Source organism: Cystobacter fuscus DSM 2262 (genome assembly GCF_000335475.2).
Lineage (GTDB): Bacteria > Myxococcota > Myxococcia > Myxococcales > Myxococcaceae > Cystobacter > Cystobacter fuscus.
Window position 1 is genome coordinate 119,870 of the sequence record NZ_ANAH02000025.1, and the last position, 23,115, is coordinate 142,984.

At 68.9% G+C, this 23,115-nt stretch carries 21 protein-coding genes; 19 read left to right on the plus strand and 2 right to left on the minus strand.

Annotated elements, in window-relative coordinates:
* Positions 1 to 210: 210 nt before the first annotated feature.
* From D187_RS33310 to D187_RS33385, 16 genes are all read left to right on the plus strand, one after another.
* Entirely contained in the window at positions 211 to 1,188 is a 978-nt protein-coding gene (locus D187_RS33310) for an ABC transporter permease (protein WP_002632375.1), read from the plus strand.
* Positions 1,189 to 1,213: 25 nt separating this feature from the next.
* The gene (locus D187_RS33315) at positions 1,214 to 2,203 is read left to right on the plus strand and encodes an ABC transporter permease (protein WP_002632374.1); all 990 of its coding nucleotides are present in this window, start codon (positions 1,214 to 1,216) and stop codon (positions 2,201 to 2,203) included.
* On the plus strand, positions 2,193 to 3,182 hold the full coding sequence (locus D187_RS33320; RefSeq protein WP_051256653.1) for an ABC transporter ATP-binding protein: 990 nt from the start codon (positions 2,193 to 2,195) through the stop codon (positions 3,180 to 3,182). Before D187_RS33315 ends, D187_RS33320 begins: the two co-directional genes overlap by 11 nt.
* On the plus strand, positions 3,179 to 4,204 hold the full coding sequence (locus tag D187_RS33325; protein WP_002632372.1) for an ABC transporter ATP-binding protein: 1,026 nt from the start codon (positions 3,179 to 3,181) through the stop codon (positions 4,202 to 4,204). The genes D187_RS33320 and D187_RS33325 overlap by 4 nt, the downstream gene beginning before the upstream one ends.
* A gap of 103 nt (positions 4,205 to 4,307) precedes the next feature.
* Positions 4,308 to 5,681, plus strand: coding sequence for a GH1 family beta-glucosidase (locus D187_RS33330; protein ID WP_002632371.1), 1,374 nt, complete (start codon positions 4,308 to 4,310; stop codon positions 5,679 to 5,681).
* 68 nt (positions 5,682 to 5,749) lie between these two features.
* Positions 5,750 to 6,376 (plus strand): hypothetical protein, encoded by a 627-nt coding sequence (locus D187_RS33335; protein ID WP_043432657.1) that lies wholly within the window; start codon positions 5,750 to 5,752, stop codon positions 6,374 to 6,376.
* A gap of 127 nt (positions 6,377 to 6,503) precedes the next feature.
* A complete protein-coding gene (locus D187_RS33340; RefSeq protein WP_002632369.1) occupies positions 6,504 to 7,592 on the plus strand; it encodes an Mrp/NBP35 family ATP-binding protein in 1,089 nt (362 codons plus the stop codon).
* Positions 7,593 to 7,623: 31 nt separating this feature from the next.
* Positions 7,624 to 8,103 carry a hypothetical protein gene (locus D187_RS33345; RefSeq protein WP_002632368.1) on the plus strand — a complete coding sequence of 160 codons (480 nt, stop codon included), beginning with the start codon at positions 7,624 to 7,626 and terminating at the stop codon, positions 8,101 to 8,103.
* A gap of 5 nt (positions 8,104 to 8,108) precedes the next feature.
* The gene (locus D187_RS33350) at positions 8,109 to 8,516 is read left to right on the plus strand and encodes a hypothetical protein (RefSeq protein WP_002632367.1); all 408 of its coding nucleotides are present in this window, start codon (positions 8,109 to 8,111) and stop codon (positions 8,514 to 8,516) included.
* Positions 8,517 to 8,581: 65 nt separating this feature from the next.
* Positions 8,582 to 9,430: a 3-hydroxyacyl-CoA dehydrogenase family protein gene (locus D187_RS33355; protein WP_002632366.1), complete on the plus strand. Its 849-nt coding sequence runs from the start codon at positions 8,582 to 8,584 to the stop codon at positions 9,428 to 9,430.
* A 15-nt stretch (positions 9,431 to 9,445) separates the two neighbouring features.
* On the plus strand, positions 9,446 to 10,222 hold the full coding sequence (locus D187_RS33360; RefSeq protein WP_002632365.1) for an enoyl-CoA hydratase-related protein: 777 nt from the start codon (positions 9,446 to 9,448) through the stop codon (positions 10,220 to 10,222).
* 100 nt (positions 10,223 to 10,322) lie between these two features.
* A complete protein-coding gene (locus D187_RS33365; RefSeq protein ID WP_002632364.1) occupies positions 10,323 to 11,465 on the plus strand; it encodes an acyl-CoA dehydrogenase in 1,143 nt (380 codons plus the stop codon).
* Between the two features lie 14 nt (positions 11,466 to 11,479).
* Entirely contained in the window at positions 11,480 to 11,971 is a 492-nt protein-coding gene (locus tag D187_RS33370; protein ID WP_002632363.1) for an AgmX/PglI C-terminal domain-containing protein, read from the plus strand.
* A 10-nt stretch (positions 11,972 to 11,981) separates the two neighbouring features.
* The gene (locus D187_RS33375) at positions 11,982 to 13,127 is read left to right on the plus strand and encodes an acyl-CoA dehydrogenase family protein (protein WP_002632362.1); all 1,146 of its coding nucleotides are present in this window, start codon (positions 11,982 to 11,984) and stop codon (positions 13,125 to 13,127) included.
* 37 nt (positions 13,128 to 13,164) lie between these two features.
* On the plus strand, positions 13,165 to 14,424 hold the full coding sequence (locus D187_RS33380) for an AAA family ATPase (protein WP_002632361.1): 1,260 nt from the start codon (positions 13,165 to 13,167) through the stop codon (positions 14,422 to 14,424).
* Complete coding sequence (locus D187_RS33385; protein WP_002632360.1) at positions 14,421 to 14,987, plus strand: hypothetical protein; 567 nt, start codon at positions 14,421 to 14,423, stop codon at positions 14,985 to 14,987. The genes D187_RS33380 and D187_RS33385 overlap by 4 nt, the downstream gene beginning before the upstream one ends.
* A 25-nt stretch (positions 14,988 to 15,012) precedes the next feature.
* Here the strand turns inward: D187_RS33385 and D187_RS33390 are convergent, their stop codons facing one another.
* Positions 15,013 to 15,699, minus strand: coding sequence for a TetR/AcrR family transcriptional regulator (locus D187_RS33390; RefSeq protein WP_002632359.1), 687 nt, complete (start codon positions 15,697 to 15,699; stop codon positions 15,013 to 15,015).
* Between the two features lie 35 nt (positions 15,700 to 15,734).
* On the opposite strand from D187_RS33390, the gene D187_RS33395 reads away from it, so the two are divergent.
* Positions 15,735 to 18,902 (plus strand): efflux RND transporter permease subunit, encoded by a 3,168-nt coding sequence (locus D187_RS33395; RefSeq protein ID WP_002632358.1) that lies wholly within the window; start codon positions 15,735 to 15,737, stop codon positions 18,900 to 18,902.
* A 37-nt stretch (positions 18,903 to 18,939) separates the two neighbouring features.
* On the opposite strand, the gene D187_RS33400 is transcribed toward D187_RS33395, so the two are convergent.
* Positions 18,940 to 20,412 (minus strand): methyl-accepting chemotaxis protein, encoded by a 1,473-nt coding sequence (locus D187_RS33400; protein ID WP_002632357.1) that lies wholly within the window; start codon positions 20,410 to 20,412, stop codon positions 18,940 to 18,942.
* Between the two features lie 151 nt (positions 20,413 to 20,563).
* On the opposite strand from D187_RS33400, the gene D187_RS33405 reads away from it, so the two are divergent.
* Together D187_RS33405 and D187_RS33410 are read left to right on the plus strand one after the other, a co-directional pair.
* Positions 20,564 to 21,370: an SDR family NAD(P)-dependent oxidoreductase gene (locus tag D187_RS33405; RefSeq protein ID WP_002632356.1), complete on the plus strand. Its 807-nt coding sequence runs from the start codon at positions 20,564 to 20,566 to the stop codon at positions 21,368 to 21,370.
* A 109-nt stretch (positions 21,371 to 21,479) separates the two neighbouring features.
* On the plus strand, positions 21,480 to 23,105 hold the full coding sequence (locus tag D187_RS33410) for a DUF1800 domain-containing protein (RefSeq protein WP_002632355.1): 1,626 nt from the start codon (positions 21,480 to 21,482) through the stop codon (positions 23,103 to 23,105).
* Positions 23,106 to 23,115 lie beyond the last annotated feature (10 nt).

A 23,115-nucleotide genomic window follows, 5' to 3' on the forward strand; every position in this document is an offset into this window, starting at 1 on the left:
CAACACCCTCTGGGGGAATCGAAACGTTTGCGGAAGTCGAATTGGAGGGCTTCTTCTGCTGGAGATTCGTGGTAATCAACGATGCGTGGAGGAGGTCCGAGAGGACACTCCCTCGCGCAGCCGATCCCCCACAGCCCCTGCGGACCCACCCGCTCCGTCCCCGGAGCGGGCCCAAGCCCAAGACATCTTCATCGCGGAGAATCAAGCGCCGTGCGTCATCTCTTGAAGAACCTGGGGCTCTATGCCCTCGCCGCGTGGGCGTCGCTCACGCTCAATTTCATCATCCCCCGGATGATGCCGGGAGACCCCGCGTCGGCGATGTTCGCGCGCTTCGCGGGTCAGCTTCAGCCCGAGGCCATCGAGGCCCTGCGCGCGGCGTTTGGCTTCACCAACGAGCCGCTGCTGCAGCAATACTTCACATATCTGTCCCATATGTTCCAGGGGGATCTGGGCATCTCCGTGGCGTATTTTCCGTCGTCGGTGACGGAGGTCATCGGCACGGGGTTGGGGTGGACGCTGCTGTTGTCGGGCACCGCGGTGCTGATCAGCTTCGGGCTGGGCTCGCTGCTCGGGGTGGTCGCCACCTGGCGGCGCGGCGGCTGGCTGGACTCCACGCTGCCCCCGCTGTTGAGCTTCCTGGGCGCCTTTCCCTACTTCTGGCTGGCGATGGTGCTGCTCTACGGGCTGGGCTACACGCTGGGCGCCTTCCCGCTGCGCCATGCCTACAGCGACATGCTCGCGCCGGAGCTCAGTGGCGAGTTCATCGGGAGTGTGGCCGAGCACATGGTGCTGCCCGCCCTGTCGATCGTGATCGCCTCGCTGGGCGGCTGGATGCTCGGCATGCGCAGCTCGATGGTGGGGGTGCTGGCCGAGGACTACATCTCGCTGGCCAACGCCAAGGGCCTGTCGCAGGGGCGCATCATGTTCCACTACGCCGCGCGCAACGCCCTGCTGCCCAACATCACCGGGTTCGGCATGGCCATTGGCTTCGTGCTGTCCGGCTCGTTGCTCACCGAGATCGTGTTTTCGTATCCCGGTCAGGGCTACCTGCTCATCCAGGCGGTGCGCAATCAGGACTACCCGCTCATGCAGGGCATCTTCCTGACGATCACCCTGGCGGTGCTGGGCGCCAATCTGCTCGTGGACATCCTCTATGTATGGCTCGATCCCCGGACGCGTGCGCGCTGACGGGAGTCGAGGGCGGGAGCCTACAATGCAAGTCGCGAATCAAAGTGTGAGTGCGCAGATTGGCGAGGCGGGCGTGAAGCCGGCGGCCCGGAGGAGTCCGCGCACGGGACTGCTCTGGCAATTGCTGAGCAATCGCAAGGCGTCGGTGGGGGTGGGCCTGGTGCTCTTCTTCATCGCGATGGCGCTCGTCGGTCCGCTGCTCGTGTCGCATGATCCGGGTGCGTTCGTGGGTGCCCCGAACGAGGCCCCCTCGGCCGAGTTCCTCTTCGGCACGACGGGGCAGGGTCAGGACGTGCTGGCGCAGACGGTGGCGGGCGCGCGCACGTCGCTCGCGGTGGGCTTCATCGTGGGCCTGGTCGTCATGGTGATTGGCGCCATCATCGGCATGACGGCGGGCTACTTCGGGGGCTGGGTGGACAGTGTCCTGTCGCTGCTCACCAACGTGTTCCTCATCATCCCCGGTCTGCCCATGACGGTGGTCATCGCGGCCTACCTGCGGCCCGGGCCCGTCACCATCGGCGTGGTGCTGGTGGTCACCGGTTGGGCCTGGAACGCGCGCGTGCTGCGCTCGCAGATGCTCGCGCTGCGCGAGAAGGACTTCGTGTCCGCCGCGCTCGTGAGCGGCGAGGGCCACCTGCGCATCATCTTCCGGGAGATCCTCCCCAACATGACGTCGCTCTTGATGAGCGGCTTCATCTCCGCGACCGTCTACGCCATTGGCGCCCAGGTGGGCCTGGAGTTCCTGGGCATCGGCGACGTGGGCGTGGTCACCTGGGGGACGAACCTCTACTGGGCGAGCAACAACGCGGCGATGCTGACGGGCGCGTGGTGGACGGTGGTTCCCACGGGCCTGTGTGTCGCGCTCATCGCGTTCGCGCTCGTGCTCATCAACTTCGCGATCGACGAGATGACCAACCCCCGGCTGCGCACGGATCGCGGTTGGACGCGCATGCTCAAGCTCAACAAACTGGAAGAGGGTCTGTCGACCCCGGTGGTGAAGCGCCATGTCCGCTAACGCAATCGCGACCGCCCCCGCGCAGCCGCTGCTTTCGGTGCGGGACTTGCGGGTGGAGTACATGACGCCCGCCGGGCCCGTGTGCGCCGTGGATGGGGTGTCCTTCGAGATCGGTCGCGGCGAGGTGCTCGGGCTGGCGGGCGAGTCGGGCAGTGGCAAGTCCACCGCGGCCCAGGCGCTGCTGCGGCTCTTGCGCCCGCCCGCGATGATCACCGGCGGCGAGGTGATCTTCGACGGCCAGGACGTGCTCGCGATGAACAACGAGCAGCTGCGCCAGTTCCGCTGGAGCAAGATGTCGTTCGTGTTCCAGAGCGCGATGAACGCCCTCAACCCGATCCTCACGATCGGCGAGCAGATCGCGGACGCCATCCAGGCGCACGTGCCGATGAAGCAGGCGCAGGCGCTGGAGAAGGCCGCCTCGCTGCTCAAGCTCGTGGGCATCGACAGCTCGCGACTGTCGAGCTACCCGCACCAGCTGTCGGGCGGCATGCGCCAGCGCGTGGTGATCGCCATCGCGCTCGCGTTGGATCCGCCGCTGATGATCATGGACGAGCCCACGACGGCGCTCGACGTGGTGGTGCAGAAGGAGATCCTCCAGCAGATCACCGAGCTGAAGAACAAGCTGGGCTTCTCCATCCTGTTCATCACGCACGACCTGTCGCTGCTGCTCGAGTTCTCCACGCGCATCGCCATCCTGTACGCGGGGCGGGTGGTGGAGACGGCCACCGCGAGCGAGCTGTTCCACACGCCCAAGCACCCGTACACCAAGGGGCTGTTGAGCTCGGCGCCCTCGCTGCGCGGGCCGCGGGGCAAGCTCATGGGCATTCCGGGCTCGCCGCCGGACATGCGCGTTCCGCCTCCGGGCTGCCGCTTCAACCCCCGCTGCCCGCAGGTGATGGCTCACTGCCGGACCGAAGAGCCCAAGGTGAGCACGTTCGGATCCCACCACCTCAGCGTCTGCCACCTCCACGCCCCATGACCACCCCCGCTCCCGAGCGTCAGCCGCTCCTCGAGGTCAAGAACCTCACCAAGTACTTCAACGTGGGCGGTGGCTTCAAACCGAAGCGCCTGCGCGCCCTCAACGACATCTCCTTCTCGCTCCACGAGCGCGAGGTCATCGCGCTGGTGGGGGAGTCGGGCAGTGGCAAGAGCACCATCGCGCGGCTGATCGCGCGGCTCATGCCCGTGTCCGGAGGGGAGATCCGCTTCAAGGGCCGCAACGTCCTCGCCGATGAGCCGAAGCACGCGTCGCGGGACTACCGCTCGCTCGTGCAGATGATCTTCCAGGATCCCTTCGGCTCGTTGAACCCGGTGCACACGCTCGGCTACCACCTCGAGCGGCCGTTGATGCTGCACAACAAGGCCCGGAGTGACGAGGAGTTGCGGGCGCGCGTGCACGAGCTGCTCACGACGGTCGATCTCAACCCGGCCGCGGAGGTCGCGGAGAAGCACCCGCACCAGCTCTCGGGTGGACAGCGCCAGCGCGTGGCGATCGCGCGTGCCCTGGCGCCCGAGCCCTCCGTCATCCTGGCCGACGAGCCCATCTCCATGCTGGACGTGTCCATCCGGGTGGGCGTGCTCAACCTGATGGAGCGCCTCAAGGAGGAGCGGGGCATCTCCTACCTGTACATCACGCACGACCTGGCGAGCGCGCGCTACTTCGCGGACCGCACCATGGTGCTGTACGCGGGGAACCTGGTGGAGAGCGCGCCGAGCGAGGAGCTGATGCAGCGCCCGGCGCACCCCTACACCCAGCTGCTGCTGTCGGCGGTGCCGGATCCGACCACCCCCATGACGGGGGAGTTCAAGGCCAGGCCGGGCGCGCCCGTGCTCATCGATCCGCCTCCGGGCTGCCCGTTCGCCGCGCGCTGCCCCCACGTCATGCCCGTCTGCCGCGAGCAGATGCCGGGCAGGACACAACTGGACGCGAGCCGTTGGGTGAGCTGCCACCTTCACGGTCAGGGCACCGAGGCCGCGCCGCAGAAGGCCGCCGAGGCGTAGCGTCCTTCCGTCTTCCCTCCATCATCAGGGCGCCGCTCCGGAGAAGTCCGCCGAGGCCTGGCGCCCTTGTTTCTTCCCTCGATCAAGAGGCTCCAGCACACGCATGGCACTCATCAGCTTCCCGAAGGATTTCCTCTGGGGTACCGCCACCTCCTCGTACCAGATCGAAGGCGCCGCCATGGAGGACGGGCGGGGCGAGTCGATCTGGGATCGCTTCTCCAAGACGCCCGGCAAGGTGGGCGATGGGACGAACGGCGACGTGGCGTGTGATCACTATCACCGCTATCGCGAGGACATCGCGCTGATGAAGAGCCTGGGGATGCAGGCCTACCGCTTCTCGGTGGCGTGGCCTCGCATCCTGCCCACGGGCCGGGGCAAGGTGAACCCGAAGGGGCTCGACTTCTACAACCGCCTGGTGGACGGGCTGCTCGAGGCGGGCATCACCCCGTTCGTGACGCTCTACCACTGGGATCTCCCCCAGACGCTGCAGGATCAGGGCGGCTGGCCCCGGCGCTCCACCGCCGAGGCGTTCGTCGAGTACACGGAGGTCGTCGCGCGCGCTCTCGGGGATCGGGTGAAGAACTGGATCACCCACAACGAGCCCTGGTGCATCAGCCTGCTCAGCCACGAGAAGGGCCTGCACGCGCCGGGCCTCAAGGACTTCCGGCAGGCGCTCGCGGCGAGCCACCACGTGCTGCTGTCGCATGGCTGGGCGGTGCCCGTCATCCGCGCCGCGAGCCCGGGTGCCCAGGTAGGCATCACGCTCAACCTGTCGCCCGCGGAGCCCGCCTCGCCGAGCGCCGCCGACTACGATGCGTTCCGCCACCACGACGGCTACTTCAACCGCTGGTTCCTGGATCCGCTCTACGGGCGTCACTACCCGGCGGACATGATCGCGGACTACGTCAAGGCCGGACACCTGCCGTCCGAGGGCTTCACGGTGGTGCAGCCGGGAGACCTCGAGGCGATCGCGGTGGACACCGACTTCCTCGGCGTCAACTACTACAACCGCGCGGTGCTGCGCAGCGACAAGGTGCCCGAGGAGAAGAACCACCCGCGCACGGTGCACCTCGCGCCCGAGTCGGAGTGGACGGAGATGGGCTGGGAGGTCCACCCGGACAGCCTGCGCAAGCTGCTCACGCGGCTGCACGTCGACTACGGGCCGCGCAAGCTGTACGTGACGGAGAACGGGGCGAGCTTCTCGACTCCTCCGGACGACAAGGGCCGGGTGCCCGACGAGAAGCGGCTCAACTTCCTGCGCGACCACTTCCTCGCGGCCCGCAAGGCGATGGACGCGGGCGCGCCGCTGGCCGGCTACTTCGTCTGGTCCTTCATGGACAACTTCGAGTGGGATCGCGGCTACCTGCAGCGCTTCGGCATCGTCTGGGTGGACTACAAGACCCAGCAGCGCATCCCCAAGGACAGCGCGCTCTGGTACCGGGACGTCATCAAGGCCAACGGCGTGCAGGTGCCCTGAGTCCCCGCGTCGTCTCTCCAGCGGCGCGGCACGGGGGTTTCCGCTAACCTCGGAGACTCCTCGTGCCCATGTCCCGCTCGACTCCTCCCCGTTCCTCCCCGCTCACCGTCGGCCTCGCGCTGGTGTCGTCCCTCGTGGGCTGTGTCCACGCGCCGGGCCCCCGCGAGGTGGCCACGGCCTATGTCCGGGCCCTGGAGGAGAACCGGCTGGAGGCGGCTTCCGCCCTGACGAGCTTGCCCCCCGAGGAGCGCGCCACGTTCCTCTCGCACTACGCGGACGCCGAGGCGCGGCGGGCGCGGATCTCCCAGGTGCGCGCGGCCCTTCCCGCGCTCCGGGCCCAGGGCCCCTCGCTGTCCCTCATCGAGTCGAAGGAGGGCTGGCGGGTCGTCGAGGAATCCCCCCAGGACGCGCCCCGGGCCAGCCTGACGCGGTTCCTCGACGCGACGGAGGCCGCCGACTGGGAGACCGCCTGGTCGCTCCTGTCCTCTTCCCTGCGGGCCCGGTACACCCCGGAGCGGCTGCGCGAGGACTTCCAGCGCGAGCCCCTGGCGGCCGAGAGGGTGCGCCGGGCGCGACTCGCGGTGAAGGGCCCGGTGGAGGTGACGGAAGGGGGGGCGGCGTTCCCCCTGGGGGAGCAACGGGCGGTGCGGCTCACGCGGGAGGCGGGCGAGTACCGGGTGGAGGCGCTCGAATGAGGCGGCGTGCATCCGGGCCGGTGGGAGATTAGAGGAGGTTGACACCACCGGGCCCGCTGGCTATTGCGCGCCCCATCCGAGGGCCGTCCCCCGCCCTCGGGGTTCCACAAGGATTCAGGTACTCCAGATGAGCGTTTCCGAGCGCGACATCCTCGCGGCGATGTCGAAGGTGATGGATCCCGAGCTGCACATCGACCTCGTGAAGGCCGGGATGGTGAAGGACGTCCGCGTGGAGGGCGACAAGGCGAAGCTGAAGATCGAGCTGACCACGCCCGCCTGCCCGATGAAGGGGAAGATCCAGGCGGACGCGGAAGCGGCGCTCAAGCAGGTGCCGGGCCTCAAGACGTTCGACATCGAGTGGGGCGCGCAGGTGCGCTCGACGCCCGCCGGCATGGGAGGCCCCCAGGGCCAGGCGCTGCTGCCCCAGGTGAAGAACGTGATCCTCGTGGGCGCGGGCAAGGGCGGGGTGGGCAAGAGCACCGTGTCGGTGAACCTGGCCACGGCCCTGGCGCGCGATGGCGCCACGGTGGGCCTGCTCGACGCGGACTTCTACGGCCCGTCCATTCCCCTGATGACGGGCATCACCGAGAAGCCCACGAGCCCGGACGGCAAGACGCTGCTGCCCATGGAGAAGCACGGCCTCAAGGTGATGTCCATCGGCTTCCTCGTGGAGGCGGAGCAGGCGCTCATCTGGCGCGGGCCCATGCTGCACGGGGCGCTGATGCAGCTCATCCGCGACGTGCGCTGGGGCGAGCTGGACTACCTCATCCTGGACCTGCCCCCGGGCACGGGTGACGTGGCGCTGACGCTGTCCCAGTCGGTGCGGGCCGCGGGCGCGGTGCTGGTGACGACGCCTCAGGACGTGGCGCTCGCGGACGTGGTGCGCGCCAAGCAGATGTTCGACAAGGTTCACATTCCCGTGCTGGGCATCGTGGAGAACATGAGCCAGTTCATCTGCCCGAACTGCTCGCACGCCACGCACATCTTCAACCGGGGTGGCGGCCAGAAGGCGGCGCAGATGTTCAGCATCCCCTTCCTGGGGGAGATCCCGCTCGACTTGAAGATCCGCGAGTCGGGTGACGCGGGTGTGCCCGTGGTGCTCAGCGCGCCGGACAGCCCCGAGGCCCTGGCCTTCCGGACGATGGCGCGCAACATCGCCGGCCGCGTCTCCACCGAGAACATGCGCGTGGCGGTGAAGCTCCCGGTGGTACGCTAGCCGCCTCCCCGTCCCCCCACGAGGCCCCCCGATGACGACCGGCAAGGAACCCGACAAGGACTTCGATCCGCTGCTCGATGAAGGGCAGGACAGGGGCGAGGGGTCTCGCGCGGGGTTCGTGCCCGAGTTCATGCGCAAGGTGGCCGTGGCGGGGCTGGGCGCCCTCTTCATGACGGAGGAGGGCCTGCGCGCGATGGCCGGCCAGCTCAAGCTGCCCAAGGAGGTGCTCGGCTACGTGCTCGGGCAGGCGGAGAAGACGAAGGACGAGGTGGGCCGGGTCGTCTCCGAGGAGCTGCGGCGCTTCCTCCAGTCGGAGAAGCTGCGCGACGAGGTGCTCAAGCTCCTGTCGGGGATGACCATCGAGGTGAAGGCGCAGATCCGCCTGGTGCCCGCGGACAAGGACGACAAGGAGCAGAAGGAGCAGGCCGAGCCGCCCCTGCGCACCAAGATCGCCATCTCCGAGTTGGGCACGCGCCGGGGCGGCAAGAAGGCCGCCGCGAAGAAGGAGTAGGGCGGGTGCAGGACGAGGCAGGGAAGCGGGACTGGCGTCGGCATCCTCTCGTGCGGCGGCTGCCGTTGCTGCTGCTCCTGGCGCTGGGCCTGTGGTGGTGGAAGGGCTCGGACGTGCCCGAGCGCGAGCTGGTGTGGTGGCTGGAGGGCCCGGGCTGGAGCGACGTCCGCGCGCTCGACGTGCAGGTGAAGGACGCGCAGGGCGAGCTGCTCAAGCGCGTGACGCTCACCTTCCCGAGCGGCCCCCCGGCGTCACTCACCGTGAAGGCGGAACTGGCCGCCGGGACGTACGAGGTGTGGGTGTTTCCCCGGGGACAGCACGGACCGTCCCTGCCCCCCCGCGTGGAGCATCTGACACTGGGAACCGAGGATCTCCGGGTGGAGCGGAACCTGAGGATGGCCAGGAGTCGTTGACCGGTGGGGGGGCGAGGGCTATAGCCCGCCCGGTTCCAAACCGCTCGAAAGAGGTCGCGAACGCCATGGCAACGGAGCACGTCGTCGTCGTCGGGGCAGGACAGATGGGGTCGGGCATCGCCCAGGTGGCGTTGCAGGCGGGCCTGCGCGTCACGCTGGTGGATGTGTCGAAGGACGGACTCGCCAAGGGGGCCGAGCGCATCCGCGCGGGCCTCAAGAAGCTCGCGGACAAGGGCAAGCTGGACGAGACCCGGCTCCAGGCGGCGTACGCGAACCTGGCCACCGCCGAGCGCGCCACCGAGGTGCAGGGCGTGGACTTCGCCGTCGAGGCGGTGACGGAGAACGAGGAACTCAAGCGCCGCATCTTCGTGGAGCTGGACGGCGTGGTGAAGCCGGGGGGCATCATCGCCACCAACACCTCGTCCATCTCCATCACCCGCATCGCCGCGGCGACGAAGCGTCCGGAAAACGTCATCGGCATGCACTTCATGAACCCGGTGCCGATCATGCAACTGGTGGAGATCATCCGGGGCGCGGCCACCTCCGAGTCGACGTACCAGACGACGCGGGCGCTCGCGGAGAAGATGGGCAAGACGACGGTGGTGTCCAAGGACTTCCCGGGCTTCATCGTCAACCGCATCCTCATCCCCATGCTCAACGAGGCGTGCTTCGCGCTGATGGAGGGGGTGGGCTCGGTGGAGGACATCGACACGGCGATGAAGCTGGGCACCAACCAGCCCATGGGCCCGCTGCAACTGGCGGACTTCATCGGCCTGGACACCGTGCTCTACATCGCCGAGGTGCTCCACAAGGGCCTGGGCGACGACAAGTACCGCCCGAGCCCCCTGCTGCGCCAGTACGTGGACGCGGGCTGGTATGGCAAGAAGAGCGGCCGCGGTTTCTACACGTATTAGGACGAGGGACACACCATGGCCTACGAGAACATCCGGCTGGACACCGAGGGCGCCGTCGCCGTCCTCACCATCGACCGCCCCAAGGCGCTCAACGCCCTCAACACCCAGACGTTCCTCGAGATGGAGTCGGCGCTGCTGCTCCTGCCCTCGCAGGTGCGCGCGCTCATCGTCACCGGCGGGGGCGACAAGGCCTTCGTGGCGGGAGCGGACATCGCGGAGATGGCCACCATCGGCTCGGCGCAGGCGCGGGAGTTCTCCGCGCTCGGCCATCGCGTCATGCACCTGCTCGAGCGGCTCACCATGCCGACGATCGCCGCGGTGAACGGCTTCGCGCTCGGCGGCGGATGTGAACTCGCGCTCGCGTGCGACCTCATCTACGCGTCGGACAAGGCGAAGCTGGGGCTGCCCGAGGCCAGCCTCGGCGTCATCCCGGGCTTTGGCGGCACCCAGCGCCTGGCGCGCGCGGTGGGCAAGATGCGCGCGAAGGAACTCATCTTCACCGGCGACCGGCTGGACGCGGCCAAGGCCAAGGAGATTGGCCTGGTGCTCGAGGTGCTTCCCGCCGACCAGCTCCTCGCGCACTGCAAGGCGGTGGCGAACAAGCTCATCAAGAACGGCCCCATGGCCCTGTCCCAGGCCAAGCGCGTCATCGAGATCGGCGCCGATCAGGATCTCCGCACGGCCAACGAGCTGGAGAGCCAGGCGTTCGGCGTGCTCTTCGGCTCCGAGGACCAGAAGGAAGGCATGAAGGCCTTCCTGGAGAAGCGCCCGGCGGTCTTCTCCGGCCGGTAGACGGCCCGGCGGGTGCTCGGGTGCCCCGCCTTTCAGCCAACCCTGTTTCCGGGGCCCATGGCCCGTACTATGTACCCCGCGTCTTTCCCCCAGGAGTGTCATGAACTTCGAGCCGAGCGACATCCAGCGTGAGATCCAGCGGGTATGCCGCGAGTTCGCCGCGCGCGAGCTGACCCCCAACGCCCGCAAGTGGGACGAGCACCACCAGTGGCCCACCGAGGCGGTGAAGAAGCTGGCGGAGCTGTCCCTGATGGGCGTGGCGGTGCCCGAGGAGTACGGCGGCGCGGGCCTGGACAACGTCTGTTACGCCATGGCCATGGAGGAGATCAGCCGCGGCTGTGCCTCCACGGGCGTCATCATGAGCGTGAACAACTCGCTCTACTGCGATCCGGTCAAGCGCTACGGCACCGAGGAGCAGAAGAAGGAGTTCCTCACGCCGTTCGCCCGGGGTGAGAAGCTCGGCTGCTTCGGCCTCACCGAGCCCGAGGCGGGCAGCGACGCGGCCGCCCAGAAGACCACGGCGGTGCGCAAGGGCGACGAGTACATCATCAACGGCTCGAAGAACTGGATCACCAACGGCCCCAAGGCCGACGCCATCGTGCTGTTCACGATGACGAACAAGGAAGCGGGCAACCGGGGCATCAGCGCGTTCCTCGTGCCCACCAACACGCCGGGCTTCGTCCGGGCCGAGCCCGACAAGAAGATGGGCATCAGCGCGGCGCACTCGTGCAGCATGTTCTTCGAGGACATGCGCGTGCCGGCACGCAACATGCTCGGTAAGGAAGGCGATGGCTTCAAGGTGGCGATGAGCACGCTGGACGGCGGGCGCATCGGCATCGCGGCGCAGGCGCTGGGCATCGCGCGCGCGGCCTTCGAGGAGGCGGTGCGTTACTCGGGCGAGCGCAAGAGCTTCGGCAAGGCCATCCGCGAGCACCAGGCCATCCAGTTCATGATCGCCGACATGGCCACGGAGATCGACGCGGCGCGGCTGCTGGTGCTGCGCGCGGCGCTGCTCAAGGATCAGGGCGTGCGCCACTCCACCGAGAGCGCCATGGCCAAGCTCTACGCGAGCGAGATGGCCAGCCGCGTGGCGAACAAGGCCCTGCAGGTGCACGGCGGCATGGGCTACTCGAAGGAGATGGACGTGGAGCGCCACGTGCGCGACGCGCGCATCACCGAAATCTACGAGGGGACGAGCGAGATCCAGCGCATCGTCATCTCGGCCAATCTGCTCAAGGACTAGGGAGTCGACAGCTCATGAAGCGACCGTTGATCACGATGGCGGTGGTGTTGTCGGCGGGCCTGGCGCTGGCGCAGGGCGCGGTGGGCAAGAAGGGCGCGGCCGCGCCCTCGGACGCGGGCACCCCGGCCGCCGAGCCGGGTGGCTCGGGGAAGAAGGCCGCGCCGCCGGCCCGGCCGCAGCCGCCGGACGTCACCAAGCTGCCCTTCACCCCGGACTCCATCCGCATGGTGATGAACTACTACTCGCGGGACATCCAGGATTGTTACGAGGAGATCCTCGCGAGGAAGGGCAGCAATGTGGAGGAGGGCCGCATCCTGACGACCTTCACCATTTCGCCCGACGGCTTCGTGCGCAACGCCCAGGTGGCCAAGGCGGGCACGACGATCAAGAACCAGCGGCTCAACGAGTGCGTGGTGAACGTGCTCACCAGCATCACGTTCCCCGAGCCCTCGGACAAGAAAGAGCATCCGATCGAGTACCCGTTCAACCTCAAGGCCATCAAGTAGGAAGCCCCCCGTGAACCACGAACTCACCGAGACCCAGACGCTCATCCGGGACACCGCGCGCAAGTTCGCGCGCGAGCGGGTGGCGCCCCAGGCGCGCACCTTCGATCGCGAGGAGACCTTCGCCACGGAGCTGTACCGGGAGCTGGCCTCGCTCGGGCTCATGGGGGTGAACATCTCCGCGAAGTACGGCGGCGCCGAGGCGGGCGTCGTGGCGTACTCGCTGGCGATGATGGAGATGTCGGCGGCATGCGCATCGACGTCGGTGACCATGGCCGTCACCAACATGTGCGCCGAGCTCATCCACACGTACGGCACCGACGCGCAGCGCGAGAAGTTCGTGACGCGGCTGACGTCGGGCGAGGCGGTGGCGGGCTCGTTCGCGCTCTCCGAGCCGCACGCGGGCTCGGATCCGCGCGCCATGCGCACCACGGCGGTGCGGCGTGGGGACACGTGGGTGCTCAACGGCAGCAAGCAGTGGATCACCTCGGGCGAGTACGCGGGGGTGATGGTGGTGTGGGCGCAGACGGGAGGGCAGGGGGGCAAGGGCATCTCCGCCTTCATCGTGGAGGGCGGCACGCCGGGGCTGCACGTGGGCAAGCACGAGGACAAGATGGGCCTGCGCGCGTCCAACACGGTGAGCCTCACCTTCGAGGACTGTGCCATTCCCGCGGCCAACCTCCTGGGCAAGGAGGGGGACGGCTTCAAGCTGGCGATGATCGCCCTGGACGGTGGGCGGATTGGAATCGCCTCGCAGGCGTGTGGCGTGGCCCGGGCGGCGCTGGAGGCGAGCGTGCGCTACGCGAAGGACCGCAAGGCGTTCGGCCAGGCGATTGGCGAGTTCCAGGGCGTGCGCTTCATGATGGCGAACATGGCCACGGAGCTCGAGGCGGCGGAGCTGCTCACGCTGCGCGCGGCGACCCTCAAGGAGGAGGGCAAGCCCTTCACCCGCGAGGCCTCCATGGCGAAGCTGTTCGCCAGCGAGATGTCCAACCGAGTGGTGGACAAGGCGGTGCAGATCCACGGCGGCTACGGCTACATCGACGAGTTCCCCGTGGAGCGCTACTTCCGCGACGCGCGCGTGCAGACCATCTACGAGGGCACCAGCGAGGTGCAGCGCCTGGTGATCGCCCGCGAGACGTTCAAGCTGCTCGGCTGAGTGGAGCGGCGCACTCGTTGTTCAATGGGGTGGCACCGTGCTCAAGAGGCTGCGCCTCGAGGACTTCAAGAGCTTCGTCGATGAGGACGTCCCGCTCGCCCCGTTGACGTTGCTCCTTGGGGCCAATGCCTCCGGCAAGAGCAACTTCCTGGACGCGTTGCAGTTCCTGCACGCCAACTCGTTCGACCTCGATCTCGAACAGATCCTCAATGGAGAGCAGCGCGTCTCCCCTGATGCGTGGCGAGGACTGCGCGGGGGCGCCTCAGAGGCCGCGCGGCTGGGAACTTCGCGGTTCACGCTCGAGAGCGACTGGACCGTGGTTCTTCTGGATATTGAGTTCTCGGCCAGTTCCGTTGGCCGACGGCTCATCGACAATCCGTACCGAGAGATCTCCCTCGACATCACCCATCGAATGGCCTGTCGGACAGCTCCTCAACCGCTCTTGGAGGAGGAGCGCCTTTCTCATGAGGGAGGAGGAACTGCGAGGACAGGGGCCCTTCGAGGTGATCGCATCGAGGTGAGCGTGCTGCCACCAGGGGCTGATACTGCTGAGTCCGAGACAAGGCTCGTTAGCGCGCACCGGAGCGTGTTTCCGTTGAATCAGCAGGTGCCACGCGCTGACAAGATGTTGCTCCCCTCAATGGCACTCGCTGAGGCGTTTTCTCAAATCGAGTTCCTGAACATCCAGCCCTCGGCGATGCGCGGCTACGGCCGCAGGAATGCGCCTCTTGGAGGCGAGGGACGGAACATCTCCGGAGTCCTTGCCCAACTCTGCGATGATGCCGAGACCAAGCGAGCGATCACGGACTGGCTGGCCGAGTTCTGCGCGCCTGAGATCACCGACATCGACTTCGTGGAGGTCAAGGAACTGGGTGATGTCATGGCCATGTTCGTCGAGAAGAGTGGACGGCGGGTGTCCGCGAGGAGCGCTTCAGATGGGACGCTTCGTTTTCTCGGAACCCTCCTGGCCCTCCGGCTCGCGCCCAGGGACTCGGTCATCCTCCTGGAGGAACTCGATTCGGGCTTGCATCCGACCCGCATCAAGTTGCTGGTGGAGTACCTGGAAACGGTGACCCGCGAGCGCGGCATCCAGGTCATCGCGACCACCCATTCCCCCGTCATCCTCCAGTGGTTGAGTCAGCAGACCCTGCGCGACAGCCTCGTCTTCGGCCGGGTTCCCGAGCACGAGGGCACGCTCGTGCGTCGCCTGGGAGACCTGCCGCACTTCGACGAAGTGGCCCAGCACAAGAGCATTGACGAGCTGTTCACCACGGGCTGGATGGAGATGGCCCTGTGAAGGTGCTCGTCGTCCCAGAGGACCCGACGCTCGACCAGTACATCCTCAAGCCCATCGTCGAGCGGCTTCTGGCCGACCTCGGGAAGCAGGCGCGGGTCCAGGTTCTCTCCAAGCCTCGACTGCGCGGCGTTGCTCAGGCTCTTGATGCCGCCATCATCGCGGACATCATTCAGACCTGGAGGATGATCGACCTGTTCCTGATCATGGTGGACCGCGACGGCGATCCCAAGAGACTGGAACGAGCCACCGCGCTGGAGAGCACTCAGCAGCGGCTCTTCGTCTGCCTCGCCATCGAGGAGATCGAGGTCTGGATGCTCGCGGCCCATCGGGACACCCTGTCCGAGGCATGGAGCGAGATTCGCCGGGAACACCACCCCAAGGAGCGCTACGCCCATCCGTTTCTCGCCGAGCGGGCGCCCAAATTCGACCCGGGTGACGGACGCGTCTGGGCCATGCGCGAACTCGCCGGGAAGTGGAAGGGTGTCCTGAGCGCGTGTGATGAACTCGAGGGGCTCAAGCACCGGCTCCACGAGTGGATGCAACGAGGGACGGAACGCACGTAGCGCGGCCGCACTCTCTTCGTGGCGCTCAACGCCCTCGGGGCGGTTCCAATCCGAGGGCGGCGTCGAGGAGCGCGGCGAGCACGGCGCGAAAGCGCGCATCCGCCTGGGCGTACTCGGTTCGCCCGAGCCCCGGCAGCAGCATGTGCCGGGCGAGCGTGTACCCCTGCGCGGCGCACAGCCCCACGAGCAGCGTCATCTCCAGGGCCTCGCGCGACGGGGGCGGCAGCCCCTGCACCGTGGCGACCCGGTCCACCTGAGACTCCAGCACATCCATCACCCGGCGCAGTCCCTGGCCCAGGGCCAGGTGCTCGCCACGCCCGGTGAGCAACGCCCACGCCATCAACCGGACGTTCCCCTCGTCCTGGAGGAGCGGCGAGAAGAGTTCCAGCCACTGGGCGATGTCGGGAGGCTCCCTGGACTCGAGCATCCGTTGCCAGAAGCCGTCCGCCAGGAGCCGGGCCCGGCGCTGGAACACCTCGCGCACCAGCGACTCGTAAGTGCCGAAGTAGTGGGTGACGAGCCCGTGGCTCACCCCCGCGGCGCGCGCCACCGCCTGCAGTCCCACCCCGTCCGGCCCCCGTTCACTCAGCAGCGACTCGGCCGCCTCGAGGATGGCCTCCCGCGCCTGCTCGGGGGAGCGGCGCCGGGAGGGGGAGGGGGAACGGGAAGCGCGCGGGGTCTTCTCGCGACGGGCGGGGCGCCTGGTGGCCATCGCGCGCCAACCTACCTTCCGCCCCCTCCCGCCACGTGTCCCTCATTGGCGGGGATGACAACGAGCCGACGCTTGTTGGCAGCCGTGCCAGCGAATCCTCCCTCTCGCATCGCCTCGCGGTGCTCATCGTCGCGAGCGTGATGCTCGTGGGGGGGGCCTACACCGCCTCGCGGATGCCGGTCGACGTCTTCCCGGACCTCACGGCGCCCACGGTGACCGTCATCACCGAGGGGCACGGCATGGCTCCCGAGGAGCTCGAGACGCGGGTGACCCTGCCCATCGAGTCCTCCCTCAACGGCGCGCCGGGGGTCAGGCGTGTGCGCTCGGCGACGGGGGTTGGCATCTCGGTCATCTACGCCGAGTTCGACTGGGGAACGGACATCTACCGCGCGCGGCAGACCGTGAGCGAGAAGCTCCAGCTCGTGCGCGACACGCTGCCCGCCGAGGTCGAGGCGCCGGTGCTCGCCCCCATCTCGTCCATCATGGGGGAGATCCTCTTCCTCGCCGTGACGGCCGGGCAGGGAACGGAGATGGAGGCGCGGACGTTCGCGGACTTCACGCTGCGCAGGCGGCTGCTCGCCGTGCCCGGCGTGTCGCAGGTCATCGTGACGGGCGGCGAGCGCAGGCAGTTCGAGGTCGTGCTCCGGCCCGAGCGTCTGGCGGCCCAGGGGGTGACGGTGGGGGAGGTGGTCCGGGCCCTCGAGGAGACGAACACCAACGTGTCGGCGGGCTTCGTGAACGAGGGGGGACAGGAATACCTGGTGCACGGCGTCGGCCGGGTGCGCACGCCCGAGGATGTCGCGGAGACGCTCGTCACCTGGCGCGGGGAGCAGCCCGTCCTCGTGCGTCACCTCGGCGAGGTGCGTATCGGCGCCGCGCCCTCCCGGGGTAAGGGCTCCTTCGGTGGCCAGCCGGCGGTCATCGTCGGCGTGCAGAAACAACCGGGCTCCAACACCCTGGAGCTCACCCGGCGCATCGATCGGGAGCTCGACGAGCTGGCGCGCACGCTGCCCGGGGGAAGGACCCTCCAGCGCGACATCTTCCGCCAGGCGGACTTCATCGAGGTGGCGATTGGCAACGTGCTCGAGGCGCTTCGGGATGGCGTCGTGCTCGTGCTCCTCATCGTCCTCGCGTTCCTGCGCAGCGGGCGCGCGAGTGCCATCACCCTCATCGCCATTCCGCTCTCGCTGGTGACGGCGGTGTTCGCGTTGTCCGCGTTCGGTGCGACCCTCAACACCATGACCCTGGGCGGCATGGCCATCGCCGTCGGCGAGCTGGTGGACGACGCGGTCATCGACGTCGAGAACGTCGTGCGGCGCCTGCGGCAGAACGCGCTGCTGCCCGAGGAGACCCGGCGCCCCGCGCTCGAGATCGTCCTCACCGCCAGCCAGGAGATTCGCGGCAGCATCGTCTTCGCGACGCTCATCGTGGTGCTCGTCTTCCTGCCGCTGTTCTTCCTCTCCGGGGTCGAGGGGCGTCTCTTGCAGCCGCTCGGCATGGCGTACGTGGTGTCGCTCGCCGCCTCGCTCTTCGTCGCCGTGACGCTCACCCCCGTGCTGTGCTCCTACCTGCTGCCCGGCTCGAAGGCCGTCTCCGCCGCGCATGAGCCGCGCTTGTCCCGGTGGCTCAAGCAGCGGTACACGCCGCTGCTCGAGGGCGCCATCCAGCGCTGGCGGCTCGTGGCCTCGGTCTCGTTCGCCTTGTTGGCGACGGCGGGCGTCGCGCTCGCGCTGTCGGGCCGTTCCTTCCTCCCCGAGTTCCGGGAGGGCACGCTGACCATCGCGGCGGTGACGCTTCCTGGCACCTCGCTCGCCGGGTTCGATGCCACCGGGAGGCGCATCGAGCAGATCCTCCTGCGGCATCCCGAGGTGGTCTCCGTCGCGCGCCGCACGGGACGCGCCGAGATGGACGAGCACGCCCAGGGGGTGAATGCCTCCGAGCTCGACGTGAGCCTGCGCGAGACGGAGCGCTCCCGGGAGGAGTTCCTCGAGGCCCTGCGGCGGGACTTCTCGCTGCTGCCGGGGGTGAGCATCACGATCGGCCAGCCCATCTCCCATCGCATCGATCACATGCTCTCCGGCACGCGGGCGAGCATCGCGGTCAAGGTCTTCGGAGACGATCTCGCCGAGCTGCGCCGTGTGGGCACCGAGGTCGAAGCCGCGATGCGAGGGGTGCCAGGCGTGGTGGATCTCTCCCGGGAGCAGCAGGCCGACATCCCCTTCGTGCGCGTCCGCTTCGATCGCGTCGCCATCGCCCGCCATGGCCTGCGCATCGCCGACGTCGCGCGCGCCCTGGAGGTGGGCTCGGGCGTGCACGTCGTGTCTCAGGTGATGGAAGGTCAGGCGGTCTTCGATCTCGTGGTGCGCACCGAGCCGGGCCGGGTCCAGTCCCTCGAGGATCTCCAGGAGTTGCTCGTGACGACGCCGCGCGGAGCCAGGGTTCCCCTGCGAGCGCTCGCGCACGTCCACCGCGACCGGGGACCGAACGAGATCGGCCGCGAGAACGTGCGGCGCAAGTTCGTCGTGAGCTGCAACCTCGCGGGGCGTGACGTCGTGAGCGTGGTGCGCGACATCCAGACGGCGGTGGAGCGCTCGGTGCGCCTGCCGGCCGGCTACCAGATCGTGTATGGGGGGCAGTTCGAGAGCGCGGAAGGCGCCACCCACACCCTGGGGCTGCTCGGCCTCGCGTGCCTCGTGGGCATGTTCGGGCTGCTGTACACGGCGTTCGGCTCGGTGCGTGACGCGGTGCTGGTGATGGCCAACCTTCCCCTGGCGCTCATCGGAGGCGCGGCCGGCGTTCTGCTCCAGGGCGGGGTGCTCTCGATCGCGTCGCTCGTGGGCTTCATCACGCTGTTCGGCATCGCGACGCGCAACGGCATCATGCTCGTCTCGCACATCCGGCACCTGGTCCACGCGGAGGGCGTACGCGACCTCGACGAGGCCGTCCGGCGTGGCGCCCAGGAGCGGCTCGTGCCCATCCTGATGACCGCGCTCGCGGCGGGGCTCGGCCTGGTTCCCCTCGCGCTCTCCGGCGGCGAGCCGGGCAGCGAGATCCAGGCGCCCATGGCCGTGGTGATCCTGTGCGGCCTGTCGAGCTCGACCGCGCTCAACATGTTCGTCGTGCCCGCCCTGTACCGCCACTTCGGCGCGCTGGCGCGTGACGCGAGCCGGGAAGGAGCCGGGCTCCCCCCCGGGGCCGCGTGACGTGGACCGCCAGGGGAGGGCGCCTCGGCCCGCGGCGTCAGGCCTCGGCGCGCGCGTTGAGGATGGCGTGCAGCTGCTTGGACAGCTGCGAGAGCTGGTTGGCCGTCTGCATCGTCTGCGAGGAGGTCGTCTCCGCCTGACGGGCCGTCTGCGCCACCTCGAGGATGGCGGTGTTCACCTGCTCCACCGCCGTCGTCTGCTGCTGGGTGCTCAGCTCGATCTCCCGCGCCACGTCCAGGTTGCTGCGCACCAGCTCCGCGATGCGCCGGAAGTTGCCGGCCACCTCGCTGAACTGCTTGGCGCTGCTCTGCACCGCCTTGGAGCCGTCCTCGGTGGCCATGATGGTGGTGTTGGAGGCGGCGCGGATCTCGTCGATGAGCACGCGGATGTCCTTGGTCGCCCCGCCCACCCGGTCCGCCAGCTTGCGGATTTCATCCGCCACCACGGCGAAGCGCTTGCCGTGCTCGCCCGCGCCCGCGCTTTCAATCGTGGCGTTGATGGCCAGGATGTTCGTCTGCTCGGACAGCTCGTTGATGATGTCCAGGATGCCGCCGATCTCCTGCGAGCGCTTGCCCAGCTCCAGCATGTGCGTGACGATCGCGTCCACCTGGCGGCTCACCACGTCGATGGCCTCCTGGGCGCGCTGCACCGTGTCCTTGCCCGTCTGCGCCGCCCCCGCCGTGTCGTCCGCCACGCGCGCCACCTGTTGGGCGCTGCCGGCGATCTGCCGCGACGTGGACAACAGCTCCTTCACGGTGATGGAGATCTCCGTCGTGGCCGAGGCCTGCTCGCGCGCGCCGGACACCTGCTGCGACGCCGCCGAGTGCAGCTCGGCCGACGAGCCCTGCACCTGGGCGATGGCCGTCTGCAGCTTGCGCTCCAGGCTCCTGCCGATGACCAGCGCCACCAGCGAGGTGAAGAACAGGAGCGCGAGGCCGTCGATCCAGAAGAACCGGTCCAGCTCGGCCGTCTCGTCCGTGCGCCCCTGCTCGCGCGCCGCGAGCTGCTTCTCCTCGTGCTGGAACAACTCGGCGACCGTCCCACGCAGGCTCTCCATCACCCGCGGGCCCTCACTGGTCTTCAGGCGCGCCAGCGCGGCGTCGAGCCCCTGGTCGCGGCGCACGTCGATGTTGGCGCGCAGGCTCTCCAGGCGCTGCGCGGCCAGATCCTTGAACGTGTCCAGCCGCCGCAGTTGCTCGGGGCTGTCGGAGAGCAGCACGCGCAGGGGCTCGAGCTCCCGGGTCAGGGCGGACGACGCCTGGCGGACGGGCTCGAGCGCGCCCTCGTTGCCGGTGATGAGGTAGTCGCGCTGTCCCGACTCCGCGTCCTTGATGATGGAGAAGACCCGCTCGATCTGCCCGAGCGTCTGATGGCTCCGCTCGACGAGGAGCGCGGCGTTCATGAGCTTCTGGGTGCTGTTGCGGGTCAGGAAGATGAAGCACATGATCAACGTCGAGATCAGGAGCAAACCCACGAAGAACTGCCGCCCCACGGTCCATCTCGAAAACATCGTCTCGTCTCCTCGGCCGGGGGTGGTCCCCCCCACACAGCGTTCCCGGAGTGTACGCGAACCGTGGGCGTTCGGCGCGCCCCTCCGCCCGCTCCCTCTGGCCCCACAAAGCGGTTGACGGCCCGTGCGGGCCCGGGGAAGCGTGGGGGATATGGACCAAGACTCGCGGACGCGGCCGTATGCACTGGTGACGGGGGCCTCCAGCGGCATTGGCCGGGAGCTGGCGGTGGTGCTCGCGCGCGAGGGGCACGCGCTGGTGTTGGTGGCCCGGCGCACCGAGCCCCTGCGCGCCCTGGCGGAGCAGCTCGAGCGCGCCCATGGCACTCCGTGTGTGGTGGTGGGCGCGGACCTCGGCATCCCCGAGGGCGTGGCCGAGGTGACGCGCGAGGTGGAGGCGCGGGGGCTCGCCATCGAGGTGCTGGTGAACAACGCCGGCTTCGGCCTGGCCGGCCCCGTCGCCACGCTGCCCGCCGAGTCCCAGTTGGGGATGATCGATTTGAACATCCGGGCGCTCACCGCGCTCACCCGGGCGTTCCTGCCGGGGATGGTGGCCCGGGGCCGGGGCTACGTGCTCAACGTCGCGTCGACGGCGGCCTTCCTGCCGGGCCCCCTCATGGCCGTCTACTTCGCCTCCAAGGCGTACGTGCTGTCCTTGTCCAACGCGCTCCACGAGGAGCTGCGAGGGCAGGGGGTCCGGGTGACGGCCCTGTGCCCGGGCTACACCGAGACGGAGTTCGCCACGCGCGCCTCCGAGCACCAGCGGCCCCGGCTCTTCGGGGGACCGCTCGGCACGGGCAGTGCGCGCCAGGTGGCCGAGATAGGCTACCGGGGCATGAAGCGGGGCCGCGCGGTGGTCATTCCGGGCCTCCTCAACAAGCTGAGCGCCTGGTTCGTGAGGTTCACGCCGCTGGCGCTCAAGCTGCGCATGACCCGCTACCTCAACGGGAGCGGGAAGTAGGGCCCGGGAATCCCCAGGAGTTCCAGGCGTTTGAACGGTGTCCCCGGGTTTCGTTGGCGGAGCAATCAACCTGGGACTTCTCGCGGTGTGATGACGGAGGATGAGCCCCATGTCCCGAGCCCTCCTGTTGAGCCTCCTGGGCCTGCTGACCCTGCCGGGGTGTGCGTCCGGCCCCTGGGAGCGAGCGACGACGCCCCCGCGCCTGACGTGGCCCGCCACCGGGTGGAGCGCGGACAAGCAGGCCCTGCACGTGCTGCGGCGGCTCGCCTTCGGGCCCTCGCCCCGGGACTGGGAGGAGGTGCGCCGCGTGGGCGTCGCGTCCTGGGTGGAGCGGCAGCTGTGGCCCGAGCGCATCCCCGACGAGGCCGTGGAGCGCCAGTTGGCAACCCTGCCAACGGTGACCTTCGGCATGAAGGCGCTCAGGGAGCGCTATCCGCTGCTCCAGGATCATGCGCGGGAGCTGGGGATCCGGCTGGAGACGCAGGAGGATCGGGATCGGCTCACGGAGATGCTGGGAGCGGACATGTTGCCCGGACGCGTGGACCAGGAGCTGCGCACCCAGAAGCTCTTGCGCGCGGTGGACGGCCAGCGCCAGTTGCAGGAGGTGCTGGTGGACTTCTGGTTCAACCACTTCAACGTGTCGGTGGACAAGGGGCCGGTGCGCTGGATGGTGATGTCCTTCGAGCGCGATGCGCTGCGGCCCCACGTCTTCGGGCGCTTCCGCGAGCTGTTGGCGGCCACCGCGCGCCACCCCGCCATGCTCTTCTACCTGGACAACTGGCGCAGCGCGGGCGAGGGCCCCGCACCGGGCAAGGGCGGGGGCAAGAAGAAGGCGTCCACCGGACTCAACGAGAACTACGCCCGGGAGCTGCTGGAGCTGCACACGCTCGGGGTGGATGGCGGCTACTCGCAACAGGATGTGCGCGAGGTGGCGCGGGCCTTCACGGGCTGGACGATCGACGAACCCGATCGCGCGCCCGTCTTCGTCTTCCAGCCCGACATGCACGACGCTGGAGACAAGCACGTGCTCGGCGTGGCGCTGCCGGCGGGGGGGGGACAGGAGGACGGGGAGCGGGTGTTGGACATCCTCGCGCGCCACCCCGCCACCGCGCGCTTCATCGCCACGAAGCTGGCGCGCAAGTTCGTGTCGGAAGCACCGCCCCCGGCACTGGTGGAGCGGCTGGCCCAGGTGTTCCTGCGCACCGAGGGGGACTTGCGCGCCGTGTACTCGGCCCTCTTCACCTCGCCCGAGTTCTGGTCCGACGAGGCCCTGGGCGCGCTGACCAAGACGCCCCTGGAGTTGGTGGTCTCCAGCCTCCGCGCCCTGGGGGCCCGGACGGATGGCGGGCCGGCGCTCTCCCGCGTGGTGGAGCGCATGGGCCAGTCCCTCTACCGCGCCCCCGCGCCCACGGGCTTCCCGGAACACGCGGCCCCCTGGGTGAACACCGGCGCCCTCGTGCAGCGCATCAACTTCGCCCTCGATCTCACCGAGGGCAGGGTGCGGGGCACCCGCGTGGAGTTCCCCTGGGGATGGGCCTCGCCTCCCGCGAACGTGGCGGCGCTCCTGGACTCGCTCGTCCCCCGGCTGCTCTTCGAGCCCCTGTCCGCCGAGACCCGCGCCACGTTGCTCTCCGCGCTCGCGCCCGATTCCATGCCGGATGGGGAGATGCGGCCCCTGGACGTCCGCCGCGCGGCGGGCCTGCTGCTCGGCTCCCCCGAATTCCAGAAGCAGTGAGGTCAACCGC